The sequence below is a fragment of the Moraxella macacae 0408225 genome (genome assembly GCF_000320365.1).
Lineage (GTDB): Bacteria > Pseudomonadota > Gammaproteobacteria > Pseudomonadales > Moraxellaceae > Faucicola > Faucicola macacae.
Genome location: NZ_ANIN01000001.1, coordinates 304,775 through 326,486 on the forward strand (window position 1 = coordinate 304,775; position 21,712 = coordinate 326,486).

Annotated in this window: 17 protein-coding genes; 4 read left to right on the forward strand and 13 right to left on the reverse strand. The window is 41.2% G+C overall.

Features of this window, described 5'->3' with window-relative positions; genetic code table 11:
• Window positions 1-93: 93 nt before the first annotated feature.
• The 6 genes from murJ to MOMA_RS01415 form a co-directional block, all read right to left on the reverse strand.
• Window positions 94-1,656, reverse strand: coding sequence for a murein biosynthesis integral membrane protein MurJ (gene murJ, locus MOMA_RS01390; protein WP_009501416.1), 1,563 nt, complete (start codon window positions 1,654-1,656; stop codon window positions 94-96).
• A gap of 54 nt (window positions 1,657-1,710) precedes the next feature.
• Window positions 1,711-2,298: a 1,6-anhydro-N-acetylmuramyl-L-alanine amidase AmpD gene (ampD, locus tag MOMA_RS01395; protein ID WP_009501417.1), complete on the reverse strand. Its 588-nt coding sequence runs from the start codon at window positions 2,296-2,298 to the stop codon at window positions 1,711-1,713.
• A gap of 232 nt (window positions 2,299-2,530) precedes the next feature.
• Window positions 2,531-3,235 carry a respiratory nitrate reductase subunit gamma gene (gene narI / locus MOMA_RS01400; protein ID WP_009501418.1) on the reverse strand — a complete coding sequence of 235 codons (705 nt, stop codon included), beginning with the start codon at window positions 3,233-3,235 and terminating at the stop codon, window positions 2,531-2,533.
• A 13-nt stretch (window positions 3,236-3,248) separates the two neighbouring features.
• The gene (gene narJ / locus MOMA_RS01405; RefSeq protein ID WP_009501419.1) at window positions 3,249-4,046 is read right to left on the reverse strand and encodes a nitrate reductase molybdenum cofactor assembly chaperone; all 798 of its coding nucleotides are present in this window, start codon (window positions 4,044-4,046) and stop codon (window positions 3,249-3,251) included.
• Between the two features lies 1 nt (window position 4,047).
• Window positions 4,048-5,586 (reverse strand): nitrate reductase subunit beta, encoded by a 1,539-nt coding sequence (gene narH / locus MOMA_RS01410; RefSeq protein ID WP_009501421.1) that lies wholly within the window; start codon window positions 5,584-5,586, stop codon window positions 4,048-4,050.
• 172 nt (window positions 5,587-5,758) lie between these two features.
• Window positions 5,759-9,511, reverse strand: coding sequence for a nitrate reductase subunit alpha (locus MOMA_RS01415; RefSeq protein ID WP_009501422.1), 3,753 nt, complete (start codon window positions 9,509-9,511; stop codon window positions 5,759-5,761).
• A gap of 334 nt (window positions 9,512-9,845) precedes the next feature.
• Here MOMA_RS01415 and MOMA_RS01420 point away from each other — a divergent pair, with 334 nt between their 5' ends.
• The 3 genes from MOMA_RS01420 (at window position 9,846) to MOMA_RS01430 (ending at window position 11,852) form a co-directional block, all read left to right on the forward strand.
• Window positions 9,846-10,397 (forward strand): TPM domain-containing protein, encoded by a 552-nt coding sequence (locus MOMA_RS01420; RefSeq protein ID WP_009501423.1) that lies wholly within the window; start codon window positions 9,846-9,848, stop codon window positions 10,395-10,397.
• A gap of 104 nt (window positions 10,398-10,501) precedes the next feature.
• The gene (locus tag MOMA_RS01425; RefSeq protein ID WP_009501424.1) at window positions 10,502-11,509 is read left to right on the forward strand and encodes a tetratricopeptide repeat protein; all 1,008 of its coding nucleotides are present in this window, start codon (window positions 10,502-10,504) and stop codon (window positions 11,507-11,509) included.
• 109 nt (window positions 11,510-11,618) lie between these two features.
• Window positions 11,619-11,852 (forward strand): hypothetical protein, encoded by a 234-nt coding sequence (locus tag MOMA_RS01430; protein WP_009501425.1) that lies wholly within the window; start codon window positions 11,619-11,621, stop codon window positions 11,850-11,852.
• A gap of 177 nt (window positions 11,853-12,029) precedes the next feature.
• On the opposite strand, the gene MOMA_RS01435 is transcribed toward MOMA_RS01430, so the two are convergent.
• The 4 genes from MOMA_RS01435 to MOMA_RS01450 form a co-directional block, all read right to left on the reverse strand.
• Entirely contained in the window at window positions 12,030-12,614 is a 585-nt protein-coding gene (locus tag MOMA_RS01435) for a tetratricopeptide repeat protein (protein ID WP_009501426.1), read from the reverse strand.
• 277 nt (window positions 12,615-12,891) lie between these two features.
• Window positions 12,892-13,557: a methionine biosynthesis protein MetW gene (metW, locus tag MOMA_RS01440; protein ID WP_009501427.1), complete on the reverse strand. Its 666-nt coding sequence runs from the start codon at window positions 13,555-13,557 to the stop codon at window positions 12,892-12,894.
• A gap of 22 nt (window positions 13,558-13,579) precedes the next feature.
• Entirely contained in the window at window positions 13,580-14,617 is a 1,038-nt protein-coding gene (gene hemH / locus MOMA_RS01445; protein WP_040624927.1) for a ferrochelatase, read from the reverse strand.
• A gap of 91 nt (window positions 14,618-14,708) precedes the next feature.
• Window positions 14,709-15,809, reverse strand: coding sequence for an FAD:protein FMN transferase (locus MOMA_RS01450; protein WP_009501429.1), 1,101 nt, complete (start codon window positions 15,807-15,809; stop codon window positions 14,709-14,711).
• A 188-nt stretch (window positions 15,810-15,997) separates the two neighbouring features.
• Here MOMA_RS01450 and bioB point away from each other — a divergent pair, with 188 nt between their 5' ends.
• Window positions 15,998-17,062: a biotin synthase BioB gene (bioB, locus tag MOMA_RS01455; protein WP_083874825.1), complete on the forward strand. Its 1,065-nt coding sequence runs from the start codon at window positions 15,998-16,000 to the stop codon at window positions 17,060-17,062.
• 86 nt (window positions 17,063-17,148) lie between these two features.
• Here the strand turns inward: bioB and purE are convergent, their stop codons facing one another.
• The 3 genes from purE to uvrA are packed head-to-tail and all read right to left on the reverse strand — an operon-like array spanning window position 17,149 to window position 21,524.
• Window positions 17,149-17,691 (reverse strand): 5-(carboxyamino)imidazole ribonucleotide mutase, encoded by a 543-nt coding sequence (gene purE / locus MOMA_RS01460; RefSeq protein WP_009501432.1) that lies wholly within the window; start codon window positions 17,689-17,691, stop codon window positions 17,149-17,151.
• Window positions 17,692-17,715: 24 nt separating this feature from the next.
• The gene (locus tag MOMA_RS01465; RefSeq protein ID WP_009501433.1) at window positions 17,716-18,633 is read right to left on the reverse strand and encodes a bestrophin family protein; all 918 of its coding nucleotides are present in this window, start codon (window positions 18,631-18,633) and stop codon (window positions 17,716-17,718) included.
• Between the two features lie 44 nt (window positions 18,634-18,677).
• On the reverse strand, window positions 18,678-21,524 hold the full coding sequence (gene uvrA / locus MOMA_RS01470; protein WP_009501434.1) for an excinuclease ABC subunit UvrA: 2,847 nt from the start codon (window positions 21,522-21,524) through the stop codon (window positions 18,678-18,680).
• Between the last annotated feature and the right edge of the window lie 188 nt (window positions 21,525-21,712).

Consider the following 21,712-nt stretch of genomic DNA (forward strand, 5'->3'; position numbering starts at 1 on the left):
TTCACACCCAAAACAAAAACCGTCTCAAATTGGCAAGCCAAAAAAACCCAAACCGACACAACCCCGCTTTTCTAATCACCATTTAACCAAAATTTATTGATATTTTAACACATTAATTTTAAAACCACTTAACAATAATACCAAAGCATAAATTATCATTGCCACAATGCAAATTGCCAATAATACCAAAATTTCGCCCATTTGAGCCACTGGAAATAAATTTAACAATCCTTGCAACGCAACACTCATTGCAACATTTGCCAGTAAAAAACGCAACACTAAGGCTTGCCAAGGCTTGGTAAAATAAAAAATTTGGCGTTTGGATAAACTATAGTACAAACCTGTTGCATTTACCCACGCCGATAAACTTGTCGCCAACGCCAAACTGATATGCAACGCAATATTCCAATAACGAAAAATCACAAGCAAGCCCAGTCCAAACAGTACGTTTGCCAATACCGAGTAAAACCCCCATTTGACAGGAATTTTGCTATTTTTTTGGGCAAAAAACACAGGGGCAAACACCTTGATAAACATAAACGGCAAAATTCCAACTGACATCGCTTGCAAGGCCATACCACTCATTTTTGCATCTTGCCAATCAAATTCACCCCTTGCAAACAATGCCAACATCAACGCTTGACTGATCTGTACCAATGCAACAGACGCAGGCAAACCTAACAGCATAACCCATTTACACGCCCAATCCAAAGTATGCTGTAACAATTTTGGATCATCACGGCTATAACGGCTTAAAGTTGGTAAAATCACCGCTCCGATCGCCGTGCCAATCAAACCCAACGGCAATTCACTCATACGCTCAGCTGCGTACAACCACGATACCGAACCGGTTGGTAAAAACGTTGCAATAACCGTATTTAACAACAAATTGATCTGCAATACCGATACGCCAAAAATTGCAGGCAATAAGGATTTTAACACTTGATGAACGCCTTGATGTTGCCAATCAAGCCTTGGTAAAATTAACAACTTTTGTTGATAAACAGGAATACATTGTAACAATAATTGCAGCACGCCAGCCAACAACACCGCATAACCCAACGCCAAAATCGGCTGATACAAAGTCGGTGCAACATATAAGGCAAAAATAATTAAACACACATTTAAAACCATCGGTGTCATCGCAGGAATGATAAACCGATGATAGCTTTGCAAAATACTACCTGCAAACGCTGTAAGCGTAATTAACAACAAATAAGGAAACATCAATTGAAACAAGTGCACAGTCAGGTAAAAATATTCACCATCATTGGCAAACCCAATCGCAAACAGCTTAACAACCCACGGTGCAAAAACAATCATTCCTGTGCTTATGAGTGATAAAAACAGCAACAATACCCCTGACATACAACCAATAAACCGCTGCAGCTCCATAAAAGTAGATTTTTGTTGATAATCAGTGAGTACAGGTATAAAAGCTTGAGCAAATGCCCCTTCAGCAAACAACCTGCGCAAAAAATTAGGGATTTTAAATGCGACCAAAAATGCATCCATAAAGCCACTTGCCCCAAAAACCGCCATAAACACCATATCGCGCACCAAACCCAAAATCCGCGATATCAGGGTAAAAAAACTCACAACAGCGGTGGATTTGACTAAATTTTTAGGGTTTTTATTAGCCTTATAAGCAGTCATTGTGTTGGCAATTTAAAAAAGCATTGAAGAAAAAATTGACAAAAATTACATTTGTCAATTTGTTTGGCAAATGTTGTCTAGCAAATTCCTAAGTTTTTGCCAATCAAAATACGCACCCGGATCAGACTTTCGCCCACGTGCCACATCGCTATGCCCTGCCAACTGGCGTCTGGTTTTAGGATAGGCTTCATAAATTGCAAAAATCACCCAAGCAAGTTGTAGGTATTGGCGTTCGTCAAACTCGCTGTAATCATCACCTTCCAGTTCAATACCAATAGAAAAATCATTGCAATTTTCGCGTCCCAAATAACCAGACTTGCCTGCATGCCACGCTCTGTCATTAAAATTGACAAATTGAGTGATTTTGCCTGTGCGTTCTATCAATAAATGGGCGGAAACTTGTTGCTGATAAATGCTTTGAAAATACGGATGATCGTTTGGATTGAGTTGGTTTTGAAAAAAGGCTTTGACAAAATGCTGTCCGTGTTGATCGGTTTTGCCAAATTCACTTGGCGGAAGGCTTATGTTATGAATAACAATCAGCGAAATTTCGCTATTTTCAGGGCGTTTGTTAAAATTTGGCGATGCGATAAATGTCGCATTGTTAAGTTTTCCGTCAATGATTTTGATGTTTTTTTTCATAGTTTTTTCATAGTTTTTTCATAAAAGTGGCTGTAAAGTGGCTGCGTTGTAACAAATTTTTAACATTTTAGCACAAAACAAGCAGGGCTTAAACCACAAAATATGCGTGATTTGTGTGCCATGATTTGGCATAAAAAACACCACACACCAGCTGGGTTGATGTGTGGTGAAAAACCGTAAAATCGGTTTTAAACGATCTTAAAAGCCATGTCAAAATGATTGTGCTTCAAAATCACTGGGAGGTTTTTTGGCGCACGATTTGATAACGGCGACCCAAATACCAAATTGGTGCTGAAATAATGTGAATAAGGCGTGTAAATGGCACCAACAAAATGAGCGTTGTACCCAAAAACATATGCATCTTATAAATAAGCCCTGCATTTTCAACCAATGAGGCGGCGTACACGGGGCGTAAAATTGCCAATGACTGTGCCCACCCTGCCAAACTTAGCATTAATTGCCCATCTTTATGATGAGGGTATGACCAAATTGTACCAAGCCCCATTAAAAGCTGCACAAGGATAACAACAAGCAGCATTTTATCAGCAAACGTCGATGTGTGGCTAATGCGCGGATTGGTAAAACGTCGCCAAATTAACATGATAAGCCCAATCAAGCACAAAATACCAGCAATACCGCCAACAATCACTGCAACCAATTGTTTTTGTGGGGCACTAATAAAACGCTCATACACAAAATGAGGTGTAAACATACCAAAAAAATGTCCAAGCAGCACCACAATAATACCAATGTGAAATAAATTACTTGCCGTGCGCATATAATTATCCGACAACATTTGGCTAGATCCTGCCCGCCATGTATATTGCGACAAATCAAACCTTGCAACACAACCCAAAACACACACTGTCAAGGCAATATACGGATAAATTCCAAATAAAAAAACATGCCACCAGTTTTCTGCAATCATTGTATTCATAAAGTTGCTCCTTTTAGTGTGCTGCTGCGTGTTTGGTATTTTTATCAAACCCCACCCAATGCACCGGTATGTCTGTTTGATTTTGAGCGGTTATGGCATTTTTTGCAATGTATTGTTGGTTTTCGTTAGATGTACAACGATTTTCTTGTTTGGCATTCATAAAATCTACCACCTCCTCTTCCCACGCTTTGTCTATTGCACCTTTGGTGTCATCTCTTAGCTCGCCTGTTAATTTGGCTATTTCATCATCAACCACGCTTAAGGGTTTTTTGGCAATTTGAAGCAGGGCATAAAACAATGCCAAATACGGACTTCTCCGCTGTTTTAGCCTTGCTGCCAAAATGGTAACAATATGACTGATATCAGCAATGTCTATGCGAATTTCAATATCTTCTGTGGTTTTCGCCTTATACGCCAAAAATTCCAGATACATTGGCAAATAATCTGGCAATTCTTTAACACCAATTGTAAAACCTGCATGTTGATATTGCCCCATCAAATCCACCATCGCCTGCCCACGATCACGACTCTCACCATGCACATGTTCAAATAGCCAAAGTGATAACGAACGCCCACGTTCAAACAAACCATCATAGATCGATTGAGCCTCAAGCTCGCCTAAGTTTTGCAAATGGTCAATTAAATCAATTATTTGCGTGCGAACATCAGGACTTATTAGCACAGATGCGTTGACAATCTTTTTACACGCATCAAGCGTATCATCAGCAAATAATTCACAACTTGGATAATCCAGCAACAGGCTAATTACTTTTAACAGTTTAAAATCCGTCGTGTTATCGTTCTTATGCATGTTATTGCTCCCATGTTTGTACCGTATCAATCATCTCACGGCGATTGGTTTTGCGTTGTCCAAACATATGCACATCGTTATTGCCAGTACAACCATTGCCAAACGTAAACCCACAACCGCTTTTTTCAGCAAAAGCATCACTCATGGCTTCTTCGCGGTGGCTGCTTGGAATGACAAAACGATCTTCATAATTGGCAATTGCCAAATAACGGTACATATCTTCAACTTGCAATTTGGTTAAACCTACCGCATCAAGCACCGCTTTGGCATCTTGTTTTTCAACCAGTTGTAAGCGTTTATAAGAACGCATAGCAAGCAAGCGTTTTAAAGCAAGGCGTACAGGCTCTTCATCACCGGCAGTCAACATATTGGCAAGGTAACGCAGTGGAATACGCAAACTGTCTACATCAGGAATTAAACCGTCCATAGCCACTTGGCCTGCGTTGGCGGCGTTTTGGATCGGTGATAGCGGTGGCACATACCATACCATTGGCAAGGTGCGATATTCAGGGTGTAGTGGCAAGGCAAGTTTCCAGTCTATTGCAAGTTTATACACAGGTGATTTTTGGGCGGATTCAATCACACTCATGGCAATGCCATCTTTTAACGCTTGATCAATCACCATCGGATCGTGCGGATCTAAAAATATATCCAACTGGGCTTTATATAAATCTTTTTCATTTGGCGTACTGGCAGCTTGCTTGATTTTGTCGGCATCATACAGCAACACGCCCAAATAACGGATACGTCCAACACAGGTTTCAGAACAAATCGTTGGTTGGCCGCTTTCAATACGCGGATAACAAAAAATACATTTTTCAGATTTGCCCGATTTCCAATTGTAATAGATTTTTTTATAAGGACAACCTGAAACACACATACGCCAGCCACGACATTTGTCTTGATCGATAAGCACAATGCCATCTTCTTCACGTTTATAAATTGCACCGCTTGGACAAGATGCCACGCACGTTGGATTTAAGCAATGCTCACACAAACGTGGCAAATACATCATAAAAGTGTTTTCGTATTGCCCATAAATATCCGCCTGAATGTTGTCAAAATTTTTATCAATACGGCGTTTGGCAAATTCAGAACCTAAAATCTCCTCCCAGTTTGGCCCCCATTGTATTTTTTGCATACGCTTGCCTGTGATAAGCGAACGCGGTCTTGCAATTGGTTGGTGCTCGCCAATTGGAGCGGTATGCAAATGCTGATAATCAAAATCAAACGGTTCATAATAATCGTCAATTGTTGGCAGATCGGGATTGGCAAAAATATTGGCAAGCACGCGAAATTTACCGCCAATTTTGGGATTTATCGATCCGTCAGCATTACGAATCCAGCCACCGCGCCATTTGTCTTGATTTTCCCATTCTTTGGGAAAACCAATACCGGGCTTTGACTCTACGTTATTAAACCATGCGTATTCCATGCCCTCACGACTGGTCCAAACATTTTTACAAGTTACCGAACAAGTGTGGCAACCGATACATTTATCAAGATTAAGCACCATGCCTACTTGGGAACGAATTTTCATGGGTGGATGCTCCGTTGTTAAAATTATTGTCAATTTAAAATGCTTGTTAGCTTAAAACGCTTGTTAGCTTAAAATGCCTATTGGCTTAAAATGCTTATTTAAGGTTTAACCAATAATAACCCATTGATTAAACCCATACCATTAGACATAAGTAGCTAAAATTGGCTTAAGTTTATTCTAAAGTAGTAGGCAATGGACGCGGTAAACTGTCATCAGGCTTGCCCTCAAGCCAGTCTATCTTTGCCATTTTACGCACCACAACAAATTCATCGCGGTTGCAACCAACTGTACCATAATAGTTAAAACCGTATGATTGGTGAGCATAACCGCCAATCATGTGCGTTGGTTTTAAAATCGCTCTGGTAACCGAGTTATGAATACCGCCACGCGTGCCTGAATTTTCAGATCCTGGGATATTTACCAGTTTTTCTTGGGCGTGATACATCATGGTCATGCCCTCTTTGACACGTTGAGAAACAACAGCACGAGCGGTAATTGCCCCATTGTGATTAAACACCTCAATCCAGTCATTATCAACAATTCCTGCTTTTTGGGCGTCAATCTCACTTATCCACACAATTGGGCCACCGCGTGATAGTGTCAACATCAGTAAGTTTTCCGAATAGGTTGAGTGAATGCCCCATTTTTGGTGTGGGGTTAAAAAGTTTAAAACCACTTCTTTGTTGCCATTAGATTTATAGCGTTTTAGAGCTTGTGTGGTGCGTGTGTCAATTGGCGGTCGATACTGCTGTAACTGTTCACCAAATGCCTGCATCCAAGGGTGATCTTGATAAAACTGCTGACGCCCTGTGATCGTACGCCATGGGATCAATTCATGCACATTGGTATAGCCTGCGTTATAGCTTACTTTTTCAGATTCAAGGCCAGACCACGTTGGACTGGAGATAATTTTGCGTGGCTGGGCAACAATATCACGAAAGCGGATTTTTTCATGTTCAGATGATTTGGCAAGATGCGTGTGATCGCGCCCTGTGTTTTTTGACAAATCCGCCCATGCCTTGACTGCCACATGGCCGTTGGTTTCAGGAGCCAGCATTAAAATCGTCTCGGCTGCATCGATAGCGGTATCAATGCGCGGTCTACCGTAGGCAACATTATTTTCTGTTACCGTGTAGTTTAAATCCGCCAAATGATCTACTTCTTCTTTTGTATCCCATGTAATGCCTTTTGATCCGTTGCCAAGTTTATCCATCAATGGGCCTAAAGATGTGTATTTGGCATAAGTGCTTGGATAATCACGCTCAACAACTTTAATGTGCGGACAATTAATCCCTGCAACAGGTTTTTCACCTGCTGTTTTCCAATCCATACCACCAAAAGGTTGAGCAAGCTCGGCGGGCGTATCGTGTTGCATAGGGAGCGTAACAATGTCGGTTTCTACCCCCAAATGCCCATCGGTTAGTTCTGAAAATTTTTTGGCAATGAGTTTATAAATTTCCCAATCGGTTTTTGATTCCCACGCAGGATCGGTTGCGGCAGTCAATGGGTGGATAAACGGATGCATATCCGAGGTGTTCATGTCATCTTTTTCATACCAAGTTGCTGTTGGCAAAACAATATCCGAGTACAAACAAGTAGATGACATTCTAAAATCAAGCGTTGTTACAAGATCAAGTTTGCCTGTCGGGGCATTTTCTATCCAATCAACTTCATTAGGACGAATCCCATCGTGTACCGTTTCATCACCTAAAATACCGTCTTTCGTACCAAGCAAATATTTCAGCATGTATTCATGCCCTTTGCCCGATGAACCCAAAAGATTTGATCGCCAAATGAACAAATTTCTCGGAAAATTGACAGGATCATCAGGACTTTCACAAGCAAAACGGATCTGATTGTTTTGTAAATTGTCAAGCACATATTTTTCAACATCGCCTAAGGCCTTGGCTTGTTTGCCAATATGTAGTGGGTTTTGGTTTAGCTGTGGTGCGGATGGCAACCACCCTGCACGTTCGGCACGCACATTATAATCCAACATATGCTCTGGAAATTGTGCTTTATTGGCATGAGGTGATAAAATCTCGTGGGCTGAGACTTTTTCATGTCGCCATTGACTAGAATGATTGTAAAAAAAACTGGTGCCGTTCATATGACGCGGCGGTCTATGCCAATCAAGAGCAAAAGCAAGTGGCGCCCAACCTGTCTGTGGCCTAAGTTTTTCTTGTCCCACATAATGCGCCCAACCGCCGCCTGTCTGTCCAATACAACCGCACAACATCAGCATGTTAATCACCCCACGGTAATTCATATCCATATGATACCAATGGTTCATACCCGCCCCAATAATAACCATTGATTTGCCGTGAGTTTTATGGGCATTATCAGCAAATTCGCGGGCAATTTGAATGACTTTTTCGCGGCTAACTCCGGTTATGGCTTCTTGCCAAGCAGGCGTACCTGCCACACTTTCATCATTATAATCGTCAGTTACGCCCATGCCACCAACACCATTGGCAACGCCTAAATTGGCAAGCATCAAATCAAACACGGTTACCACTTTGGCGGTTTTACCATTTGCCAAATGAATGGTGCGACAAGGTAAGATTTTGTACTGAATGTCATCACCTTTAGCCGAGGTAAAATAAGGGTGTTCACCGCCTCCAAAATAATCAAGCCCAACTTGCACAACCTCGCCTGATCCTTTTTGAGACAACACCAAATCCACTTCCAGATTGTGCAAACCTTCTTTATTTTCTAAATTCCAACGCCCTTTTTCACCCCAACGATAACCAATGGAACCTATCGGAGAAACCAACTCACCATTGTGATTAAGTGCTATGGTTTTCCACTTAGGATTATTATCCTGCCCCAAATTGTCAATCAAATCAGATGCCCGCAAAAACCGCCCAGCACGAGCCGTCATACCCTCGCCCTCAATCATCACAAGCATTGGCAAATCCGTATAACGCTTGGCATAATCAATAAAATAATCACTGGGCTGTTTTAGATAAAACTCTTTCATAATCACATGACAAAATGCCTGGGCTAAAGCTGCGTCTGTGCCTTGTTTTGGATTTAGCCACAAATCGCACAATTTGGCAATTTCAGCATAATCAGGGGTTATCGCGACAGTCTTTGTGCCTTTATAACGCACCTCGGTAAAAAAGTGAGCATCTGGAGTACGCGTTTGTGGAACGTTAGAACCCCATGCAATGATATAATCAGAATTATACCAATCAGCCGCTTCAGGCACATCGGTCTGCTCTCCCCAAGTCATCGGACTGGCAGGTGGCAAATCACAATACCAATCATAAAACGACAAACACACTCCGCCAATCAGCGACAAATACCTGCTACCTGCAGCATAGCTAATCATACTCATTGCAGGAATCGGTGAAAAACCAACAATGCGATCAGGCCCAAAAGTCTTAGCGGTATAAATATTAGCAGCAGCAATGATCTCGGTAACTTCATGCCAACTTGAACGCACAAAACCGCCCATACCACGCTTGGATTTATATTGCTCGGTTTTGGCAGGATCACAAACAATGCTCCCCCACGCATCTACAGGATCTGCGTGCTTGGTTTTTGCTTCTCGCCAAAGTTTAAGCAGTGGTTTACGCACTTTTGGATATTTGACACGGTTGGCTGAATACATATACCAACTGTACGATGCCCCTCTGGGACAACCGCGCGGTTCGTGATTTGGCAAATCAGGACGCGTGCGCGGATAGTCTGTTTGTTGCGTCTCCCAGGTAACAAGGCCGTTTTTGACATAAATTTTCCACGAACAAGAACCGGTACAGTTTACGCCGTGGGTTGAACGAACGATTTTATCAAACTGCCATCTGGCACGATAGGTGTTTTCCCATTCACGGTTTTCATCACGCACTTCACCATGCCCATCGGCAAATTCGGCGGTTTTTTTGGTAAAAAATTTAAGTTGGTCCAGCAGATGACTCATAATTTCCCCCTTAGGGCGTTGGCTAATGGTTTTTGGCTAATTTAACGATGGTTTTGCCAATCAGTTTTGCCAATCAATCAGACAAAATTTCATAATCCCACTTTAACCAATGCACCACAACAATGGTATTGACTTGACGGCTAGGCAAATAATACTAAGGAAGTAATGTATTGATAATGAGAATTATTATTTATAATAAAAATCATGATTGAAAACCACTGAAAACCAAAGCTGTGCATTAACAAAAAAACAACCCTATTTTTGCCACAAAATCGGTATCATAGCTTTTTGTTATAAAGCCTTTTAAGCAAAACATTGATTATAAAGTAAAGCCATGCAAAATAGCCCACGCCCACACATCACAAAACCCAGCCTAAAACGTTGGTGGCGACAGATTTTATTTATCCCTTGCATTCATAATCGTTGGTTAAACCAACAAGCCCAAACCAAACTTAGCCACGCCGTAAGTCAAGCAGAACAAGGACACCGTGGCGAGGTGGTTTTGGTGATAGAAAACACGCTGCCACTTCACCTTGCACGCACGCATAACAGCCGAGACAGAGCAACACAAGTGTTTGCCAAATACGGCGTATGGGATACAGCGGATAACACAGGGGTGCTTGTCTACCTTAACGTCTGCGAACACCGCCTAGAAATTATTGCCGATAGAGGCATAAACCAATACATTTTGCCTGACATGTGGCAATCCCTGTGTGATAAAGCACTTGCCCAAATCAAAGACAACAAACCCATTGTAGGGTTAACGGAGTTGTTAAACGACATAGGACAACTGCTTCGCCAATACCACGAACACAATTACCCACAAAATCAACAAATTGACATCGCAGGCAACGAACTTAGCGATGCGGTTGTTTATTTAAGATAAGCTATGTTTTTAACAAAATTTTGTTTATAATAGATAAAACAGTCGATTTTTTGACAAATATTTTGATAAAATAAATATTTTGACAAAAGAGCATTGGACAACAAATGACCGAACAAACGTCTATTCAGCATGATTTTTCCCACTACCAGACTTTGGCCGAGCAAGGCGATCCTGAAGCCCAATATCAGCTAGGTTTGTGCTATGCTCAAGGGCTTGGCGTGGAAAAAAACTTCCGCGAAGCAGCACGCTACTGGCTGATGGCAAGCAAGCAAAACCACGCTTACGCATTGCTTTATCTTGGCAAATTGTTTGAAAAAGGCGCAGGCATACCTAAAGACTACACCAAAGCATATCAATGCTATCAAGTTGCAAGCCAACACAATTTATCAGAGGGCAAGGTTCGTCTAGGCATGCTATATTTGCAAGGGCTTGGCGTAGAACGCAGTGCCAAAAAAGCGGTTAATTTATTTATCCAAGGTGCAGAACAAGGTGATGTTGTCGCCCAATACAATTTGGCAATTGCCTATGAAAAAGGCATGGGTGGGTTAAGCCAAAACACTGGCCAAGCAATTTTTTGGTATCAACAAGCAGTCAATCAAGACTATGAACCTGCCAAAAAACGCCTTGAACGTATTGGCATGACAAACGAGACAACCGCCGAAGAGATGTTTAAGCAAGGCGTGGATAAACTTCAGCACGATCTAAAAAAAGCGTTCGCACAATTTGAACAATCCGCCCAACAAAATTTTGCCAAAGCCCAGTACAATATGGGTATCGCGTATGCGTTTGGATTGGCAGATGTAGAAACAAATTTGACAAAATCCGTGGCATATTTGCAAAAATCTGCCAAACAAAACTACCGCAATGCCCATTTTTTGCTCGGTTGGTTATACCAAACTCAACAAAATTTAAAAGATGAACAGCAAGCCCTTATGCATTACAAAAAAGCAAGCGAACTTGGACACGCCCAAGCCCAATACGCCTTATACCAAATGTACGCAACAGGCAACGGCGTAACAAAAAACCCAGAAACCGCCTTAATGTGGCTACGTCAATCCGCCAAACAAGGCTATGGCGTGGCGTATCAGCGTTTACAACAACTAATTCCTTAAGCAACCAACTCCTTAAGAAATTAGCTCCTTAAACAACCAATTCCCTAAACAATTAATTTAGCAAATCTGCATACAAAATCTGCATAAAATTTAAAAAAGCGAGAAACGCATGAAAAAATCGTTGTTACTCTTAAGCCTTATCAGTGTATTGACAATTGCCTGTGGTTCAAACCAATCCACAAATTCCAATACCGCATCAGATACGACCAAACCCAAAAACCCAAGTTCAACCAACCACAGCGATATTGGCAATCAACCAAAAGCCCTGCTTGACAAAGCCAATAACGCCGTGGATAAAGCCAATGCCGATACGGCTAAAAAATTAGAACAAGCCAATCAATAAGCCAAATTTTTCAACAATTAAACCGATCAACAGTTAAGCCAATCTTAACATTTACCAAAAATAATTTACCCAAAATAAAAAGGTGATAAAATATCACCTTTTTAGTATCATATGATTAATATCATATGAGTGTCATGTTTAAAGTTTAAATTAAGTTTTAATAAGTTTGCTTTAACTTTATTTTGACTGAAACCAACTGTCAGCACGACTGCGTGCGGTTGCGATGTCTTGTATTGACAAGTTCAAGGCCAACTGACCGATTTTGCTTTGTGCTTTGCTGCGCACCTGATCAGACAACATGCCATCTCGCGATGCCAAATCATACCATTTATAAGCATCTACCAGTTTTTTGTCTTTTTCATCTAACATAGCAAGCGTGTAACTGGCACGATTATCACCAAGTTTTGCAGCCTTTTCTAGCCAATAACGAGCTTGTTGTGCGTTTGGTTTAACACCCTCGCCACGAATATACATCATTGCCAAGTTTAACTGGGCAGGTGCGATGTCTTGTTTGGCCGCGGTGGTATACCATTGGAGAGCTTGAGAAAAGTTTTGTTGAATGCCGATGCCTTTTTGATAGCGTTTTGCCAAAAAAAACTGGGCTTGTTGGTTGCCTGCTTTTGCCTGTGCGGTTAAATCTTTTATCGACATCACCTCAAAACGCGAAACATCTAGCGGTACATTGGCGATCAATTCTGCCCCAGCAATGCCTGAAAAACCAAGCACGCTTGTCAATAAAGCTATTTTAACAAACTTTTTCATAAAAACTCCATTAAGACGATTATTTAGACAAATTTTCCAGATAAAAAGCTCTAGATAAGCTCATATCGATCCGATCAATATCAGCGAAAAACATCAGTGAATGAAAAATATCAGTGAATTTTTGGGTTATGACTAAAAAGTTGCCTGAAGCCAACTTTTTTACAACATAACGATACGATTAGCTTACCATTCTTTACAAAAAATTTCAAACCATTTTCTGATAAACGGTGGTATAGCAACGCTTTGTTACAATATTTTGTTACAATATTATCAAAAATCAGACTTTTGCCACTCGATACACAGCCACATCTGCAAGTAAATTTGGGGCAGATTTGATTGCTTTGTCAATTTTGGGTTTGATGAATTTGTCTTTTAGCGAATTTGGTACAAATTTTGGCAATTTATCCAACATCTGATTTGACATGGGCGAATCAGACAAAGCCACGGTCTCCAAAATGGTAATGTCATTGTCATGACAGAGTTTTTCAAAGTCTTTAAAGGTGCATAAATGAATGTTTGGCGTGTCATACCACATATAAGGAATGGTTTCACTCATTGGCATAATGCCCTTAATGCCTAAGTATACGCGGTTTTGCCAATAGGCAAAATTTGGAAAAGTAACAATACCAAGTTTGGCAACGCGTAACATGTCATTTAACAAATCTTTGGGGTTTTTTACCGCTTGCAACGCACGTGCCATAACCACCACATCAAAACTGTTGTCATCAAAACGCGACAAACCATCATTTAAATCCTGTTCAATGACATTTACGCCACGAGCAATACAGCGGTTAATATTGTCCTGATCAAGTTCAATGCCATAGCCAAACACGTTTAAATGCTGTTGTAAATGTGACAATAGCGAGCCGTCGCCACAGCCTAAATCTAAGACTTTGGCGTTTGGTTTTATCCATTTTTCAGCAAGTTTGTGATCTATATTCATTATTCATTCCTGTTTGCATGGGCTAAAACTTTGCATGGGCTAAAACATGTGGCAACACGATACTGTATATCAAATCTATGTGCAATTTATCAGCGTTTAATGCAGGAATATAGCGATATTCACCGCCACCATTTGACTGAAAAATATCACGATTTTCCACCGCAAGCTCCTCCAACGTTTCCAAACAATCTGCTGAAAACGCAGGGCTAATCACATGCACTGATTTTACCCCTTGCCTGCCCCAATCGGTCAATATTGCATCTGTATAAGGCTTTACCCATTCTTGTTTGCCAAAACGCGACTGAAAACTGCACAACCATTCATCATCAGCCAACTTTAGTGCTTTTGCCAATTGAGAAGCGGTATAGCGACAGCGTTTGGCATACGGATCGCCTTTGTCTTCATACGGTTTTGGAATGCCGTGAAAACTCATCAACAATTTTTCAGGCTTACCGTGCAAGGCTTGAAAATCACGAATTTTTTCGGCCAAGGCTTTGATATATAATGGATTGTCAAAATAATCTTTAATAAAACTTATCGCAGGCAAGTCTCTTTGCGACAAGCCCCATTTTGCCACCACATCAAACACAGCCGCCGTTGTGGTTGCTGAATATTGTGGATATAAGGGCAAAATAACGGTATTTTCTACCTGTTGTTGGTTAAGTTTTGTTAATAAGTCTTGTAAACTTGGATTACCGTATGTCATTGCAACGCACACTTGAACATCAAGTTTTTCTAACAAATCGTGGTTGTCATGATTATCGTGGTTATCGCGGTTGTCAAAACGCTGCTGTAGAGCATCTGCCTGTTCAAAAGCAATTTTGCGCAACGGTGAGTCGCTATCCCATATACTTTTATAAGCGTGGGCGACTTTTTTTGGCCGCGTGGTTAACACAAACAAATTAAGAATAATTTGCCAAAGCAGTTTTGGTATTTCAATCACACGCCCATCGGATAAAAATTGGCGCAAATATTGACGAACAGCAGTTACGGTTGGTTCATCTGGTGTACCTAAATTAACCAAAATAACAGCAATTTTTTGGGCGGTTGTTGGTTTCATTGCATTTTTTTTGACAACATTTTTATTTATCATACCACAAACCTACGCTTGATAAAAATTTTTAATCCAAGTTGTGTTAAATTTAATCCAATTAATTGCCCTCTCGCAGTGCTTTCATTTTTTGGGTTTCTACAATTTGCCAATCTGCTTGCTGATTTTCGCTGTGTGCGTCCATATTTTTATGTATGTTAAATTTATGCACAATAAACAACACGGCCAAATTGTTGTCCTGGGCGGTTTTTAACGCTTTGTCATAAGGCATGGCGGTAAGTGCTGTCGCCCAAGCATCTGCCAGTGCCGTCGTATCATGCACAACCGTTACCGATGATGCACCATTTACCACAGGGCTTCCTGTTTTTGGATCAATGGTGTGGCTATAACGAACCCCATCGTATACCAGTGAATTGCGGTAATTGCCAGATGTCGCAAGGTTAATTTTACCCAGTTTTGATTCACGAATAATTGCAATTGTATTGCGGTTACTGACGCTGCTGTTAATCACAGGTTCATCAATGCCAAGTTGCCACGCTTGCCCTTTGGCGTTTTTGCCAAAAGTTGCCACCTCGCCACCAATCTCCACCATATAATTATTGATTTTATAATCTGATTTTAACACATCAGCAACCACGTCTACACCATAGCCTTTGGCAATTGCAGAAAAATCCAAGGCCACTTCTGCTTTGTTTTTACTTAACCGGTTGCCTTGTAATACCACACTGTCAAAATCAATCAAACGGCGGGCGTTGTCAATCTCAGCTGTGGTCGGTGGTGATTGCAACCGATCAATACGCATTTCTTTGCCAAAACCCCACAAACTCACCAAAGGCATTACCGTCGGGTCAAACGCGCCATTTGACGCTTGATAAATTTGTTTGGCATCGGTTAAAACCTGAATAAAATCTGGATCAATTTGAATTTGCTCGCCAACTTTAGCACGGTTAAACGCCATGATTGTCGCTGTGTCATCATAAGTTGACATGCTTTGATTAATTTCTAGCAAACGTTTATCAATACTGGCTTGAATGCTCGCCACATCGGCATCTTTTGGCATCTCAAAACTAATATGATAGCTCGTCCCCATGGTTTTGCCCTCGATATTTTGATATTTGGGCGGCTTTTGACACGCACTTACACCAACTGCCAAACACAAAACCAAACCAACACTCAAAGCGACGTTACTGTTTTTTTTCATAAATTTTATTAATCAAACTAAAAAATAGCAATATTGTAACATTTTTTAAGTTTTGTTGAGTCATTTTTAGCAAAAATTTTAGCAAAATTTTTATGTCAAAATATTCTTGCGTTAACAGATGTTTACTTATACAATAATGCTTTTGCCAAATAATTTTGCCAATGCAAATGCCAAAATAAGGGATAAAAATGTCGCCGAACGCCACCAAAAACCCATCAATCACAGCACCCTTAAACAATCCACCAAGCAACCCACCAAACCGAGATCAGATTCAAGCGTGGTTTGAGTTGCCACTTATGGATTTGTTGTTATTGGCACAACAAACACTGCGCAGCCATTTTCCAAAAAATACGATACAAATCAGTACATTATTGTCTATTAAAACTGGAAATTGTCCCGAAGATTGTGGTTATTGTTCACAATCAGGACATCACAATACCGATCTTCAACCTGAAAAAAAATTGGCGGTTGCAAAGGTTGTTGAACAAGCACGCCTTGCCAAAGCACAAGGATCCAGCCGTTTTTGTATGGGTGCCGGTTGGCGACATCCGCACGATAAAGATATGCCCTATGTGCTAGAATTGGTAAAAGAAGTAAAAGCATTGGGGTTAGAAACTTGCATGACCCTAGGCATGCTCACACAAAACCAAGCACAACTGCTTGCTGATGCAGGGCTTGATTATTACAATCACAATCTAGACACCTCAAGAAATTATTATGGTGAAATTATTGGTACGCGTACTTTTGATGACCGTTTAAACACGCTTGAGGTTGTGCGCAGAGCGGGGATTAATGTCTGTTGTGGCGGTATTATTGGCATGGGCGAAAGCCGCGAGGATCGCATTGATTTGTTGCTTGAACTTGCCAATTTGCCAACACCGCCTAAGTCTATTCCTGTGAATATGCTTGTACCAATTAAAGGCACGCCTGTTGCAGAAAAATTGGGTGAAACCCGCCTGCCTGTATTAGAATGGGTACGCACAATTGCAGTGGCAAGGCTGTGTTGTCCAACAAGCTATGTGCGTATTTCAGCAGGGCGTGAACAACTTAGCGATGCCGAGCAAGCGTTGTTATTTATGGCGGGGGCAAATTCGTTTTTTTATGGGGATAAACTTTTGACAACAGACAATGCCACCACTCATCACGATGATGAACTGATAAAAACTTTGGGCTTAAACGTTGAAAAAGCTATGCCACGTCATATTCCTGTTACCAATGCAGTTAGCGGTAGAGTTGGTGTGCTGTCATTGTAAACACGCAACTGTCATTGTAAACAAGCAAATGCAAACAAGCAAATTATCATAAAGAAATTATCATAAAGATTGGTTTGGCATTTCAATTAGTTTAGAATTCCTGGAATTGGATTTGCCAAAACCGCTTGGGTTTGTTTGGTGCGAAATTGGTTAATCTTTTTGCTTAATTTGTCATCATAAATAGCAAGCATTTGTACAGCCAAAAGCCCTGCGTTATACGCCCCTGCCGATCCAATTGCAAGCGTACCAACAGCAACGCCTTTTGGCATTTGAACAATGGATAATAAACTATCCCACCCACTAAGCACAGATGATTTAACAGGTACGCCCAGTACTGGCAAATCGGTTTGCGATGCACACATTCCCGGTAAATGGGCTGCACCCCCCGCCCCTGCAATAATAACGCACAATCCGCGTGCTTTGGCGGATTTTGCATATTCAAACAAACGATCAGGCGTGCGATGAGCGGAGACAACTTCACATTCGAACGCTACGCCAAAATCAGTCAACACTTGGGCGGCTTGTTGCATGGTTTCCCAATCAGACTGGCTGCCCATGATGATGCCAACTTTTGGATTGTTTTGTGATGATTGGACAGATTGGATTAAAGATTCGTGTTGGTTTGACATAATATTCCTTAAAGATGTCTGTGTTTATAAGATGACATGTTTTGGCAAAACTTTGCGTGTGTTGTCTTTTTCAAATACTTGTTCGCTTAGCTGTGCCAACTGCGTTTCTATGGTATCACACATCATACACAGTGGCAAATGATTGTCCAAAACACCAAATGGCTGACTAATTTCATCTACAATTTCATTTAACGCCATAAACGTATAACCAACAAATGCCACCACAAACGGCGTAACCCAACCTATCACATTGCCAAGTCCAAAAGGCAACATAAAACAATACAAATACACCGTGCGATGCAACAACACAAAATACGAAAATGGTACAGGCGTGTTATAAATCCGCTCACAACCTGCTTGAATATGGGCAAGTTCGCCGATACTGTTGTCAATATTTTGCCATTGTAACGCGTTGATTTTGTCTTGATTAAGCCACCGCCCAAGTTGCTCGCCCATTGCTTGCGTAAGTCTTAAGGCAGCAAAACTTTGTCCAACAAACTGATTTTGTTCATCTTTGTTTAAAATTCTTATTAAACTGTCTGTATTATCTTCATCACGCAACTGATGACGCAAACTGTGCGTAAAAGCGATCACCAACCGGGTAAAGCGTTGTTTTTCGTGCATGTCAATGTTTTGTAATGTCAAAACCTGACGCGTAACGTTGCGCGTTTGCCAAACGAGTGCACCCCAAAGTTTTCGCCCCTCCCAAAACCTATCATAAGCTGCGTTATTACAAAACCCATGAAAAATCGCAAGTGATATTCCAAGCAAGGCAAACACAGTTGGCGTAATTGGTATTGGAATTTTTGCAATGTGAGTTTGGTAATAATAAATAATAAATGAAAAAACAAATAATACAAGCTCTGGAATTATTAAACGTTTAAAATACGAGCCTTGCATGATAAACAAAAGTTTAAAAGGTTGTATGGTGCGTTTTATCATGATATTTTACTTTAGCTTACTTTGTATTTTATTTATTTTGTATTTTACTTTTTTAACATGGTTTTTAAAAACCGCCCTGTGTGTGATTTTTTGTCTTTGGCAACCTCTTCTGGCGTACCAACTGCCACAATCTCACCACCGCCCATGCCACCTTCATAACCCAAATCCACAATCCAATCGGCGGTTTTTATCACATCAAGATTGTGTTCAATCACCACCACGGTATTGCCTTTATCGCGCAAGGCGTGCAAAATATCAAGCAATTTGGCAATGTCATGAAAATGCAGCCCCGTCGTCGGTTCATCTAAAATGTACAAGGTTTGTCCTGTGTCGCGTTTGGATAATTCTTTGGCAAGTTTTACGCGCTGGGCTTCACCTCCTGATAAAGTCGGTGCCGATTGTCCCAGTGTAATATAACTTAAACCCACATCAATTAAGGCTTGTAGTCGTCTGTGAATCGATGGAATAGCCTTAAAAAACTGTGTGGCATCTTCTACCGTCATCTCAAGTACATCTGAAATGGTTTTGCCTTTATAGTGAATTTCTAAAGTTTCGCGGTTGTAGCGTTTGCCTTGACAAGCATCGCATGGTACATACATATCGGGCAAAAAGTGCATTTCTACCTTGATTAACCCATCGCCTTGACAAGTTTCACAACGCCCACCTTTTACATTAAAACTAAACCGTCCTGATTGATAACCGCGAGCTTTGGCTTCAGGCACTTGCGAGAACAGTTCACGAATGGGAGTAAACACGCCTGTATAAGTGGCAGGGTTGCTGCGTGGCGTGCGTCCGATTGGACTTTGATCAATATCCACCACTTTGTCAAGGTATTCAAGGCCGCTGATGCTGTCAAACATTTCGGCGGTGTGGGTTGTTGCGTTGTTTAATTGCGTGGCTGCAAGTGGCAACAAGGTGCGATTTATCAGTGTGGATTTACCAGAACCCGATACGCCCGTTACACAAGTTAACACACCAATTGGCAACTTTAAGGTAACATTTTTAAGGTTATTGCCCCGAGCCCCTGTCAAAATAACATGTTTTTCTTGGCCGTTGTTGTCTTGTTGGGCGTTATGGCGGATTTTTGGTATGGCAATTTTTTGTTTGCCTGACAAATATTGCCCTGTCAAAGAATGTTTATTTTTAGCAATAGCTTCCGCCGTCCCTTGTGCTATCACGTTGCCTCCATGCACGCCTGCCCCCACACCGATATCAATAATATGATCTGCAAGCCAAATGGCCTCTTCATCATGCTCCACCACAATAACGGTATTACCCAAATCTCTCAATTTTGTTAAAGTTTGTAACAATCTATCGTTATCACGCTGATGCAGACCAATCGACGGTTCGTCCAACACATACATGACCCCCATAAGCCCTGCCCCAATTTGGCTTGCCAAACGAATACGCTGCGCCTCACCGCCTGATAACGTTTCAGCACTCCTGGCTAACGTCAAATAATCAAGCCCCACACTCACCAAAAACTCCAGCCGCTCGCTTATTTCTTTGATGATTTTTTCGGCAATTTCACCTTTTGCACCGCTTAATTTTAGCCCCTGATAATAATCTTTGGCATCGCCAATGGGTTTTTTCACAACATCAAAAATCGTCGTGTTGTCAATAGCCACATGCCTAGCAATTTCGTTTAAACGCGAACCATGACAACTGTCGCAAACAGCATCGGCCAAATATTTTGCCAATTCATCACGCACAAGGCTGCTTTGCGTGGTGCGATACCTGCGCTCCATATAAGGCAACACGCCTTCAAAAACCACGGTTTTAACAGATTTTCGTCCGCGTTCATCTACAAAATTAAACGCAATTTTATCCTTGCCTGATCCGTGCAAAATCACCTCTTTGTGTTTTTTTGGCAAATCTTGCCATGCCATATCCATGTCAATTTGGTAAAAATCAGCAACCGTTGACAACAGGCCAAAATAATACGCATGCCGTTTATCCCAACCCTGAACTGCCCCTTGATTGAGTGATTTTTCCGGGTGCATGATGATTTTTTCCGAAGCAAAATATTGACGCTTACCCAAACCATCACAAACAGGGCATGCACCATAAGGGTTGTTAAAACTAAACAGTTTTGGTTCAAGACCTGCAACCGCACGTTCACAAGCACGACATGCGTGTTTGGCTGATAAAACTTGATCGCGATCTGTTTGCATAAAATGCAAAATAGCCACATCATTACCCAAACGCAACGCCGTCTCCAGACTTTCTGCCACACGATTGCCTAAATCATTTCTCACTTTAAAACGATCGATAACCACATCAAGCGTATGCTTAAAGGTTTTTGCCAGTGGCGGTATTTCGTCTATATCGTATATTTCACCATCTACACGCATTTTTGTAAAACCTTGGCTTTGCATTTGTTCAATCACAGACAAATGTTCACCTTTTCGATCGTCAACCACCCTTGCCAAAATCATCAATTTGGTATCAATTGGCAATTGCATCACCTCATCTACCATTTCGGTAACGGTTTGAGCAACCATAGGCAAATGATGTTCTGGACAAAACGGCGTGCCAACTCTGGCATACAGTAAGCGCAAATAATCGTAAATTTCGGTAATTGTACCAACGGTGGATCGTGGGTTGTGATTGGTGGATTTTTGTTCAATTGCAATTGCAGGAGATAAACCCTCAATGCTGTCTACTTCAGGTTTATCCATTTGTGATAAAAATTGGCGTGCATAAGCAGACAGACTTTCTACATAACGGCGTTGCCCTTCAGCGTATAGCGTATCAAAAGCCAATGATGATTTGCCAGAACCTGACAAGCCTGTGATAACAACCAATTTATCGCGTGGAATGTCAAGGTCAATGTTTTTAAGATTGTGCGTTCTTGCTCCGCGGATTTTGATTACGTCGTGCTTAGCCATGTTGTGCTTCTTATGTTTAATTGGTAAAGTTTTATGTTTAATTGGTAAAGTTAAAAAGATAGCTTGTTAATGGGGCAAATTGGCATGGTTTCAAGGTTATTTTGGTTTTGTCAAAAACCGATGATGCCTTTGTTTTTTATCACCTTTAGTAGTATAGATTTTACCAATAAATCACCCTATAATGGGAA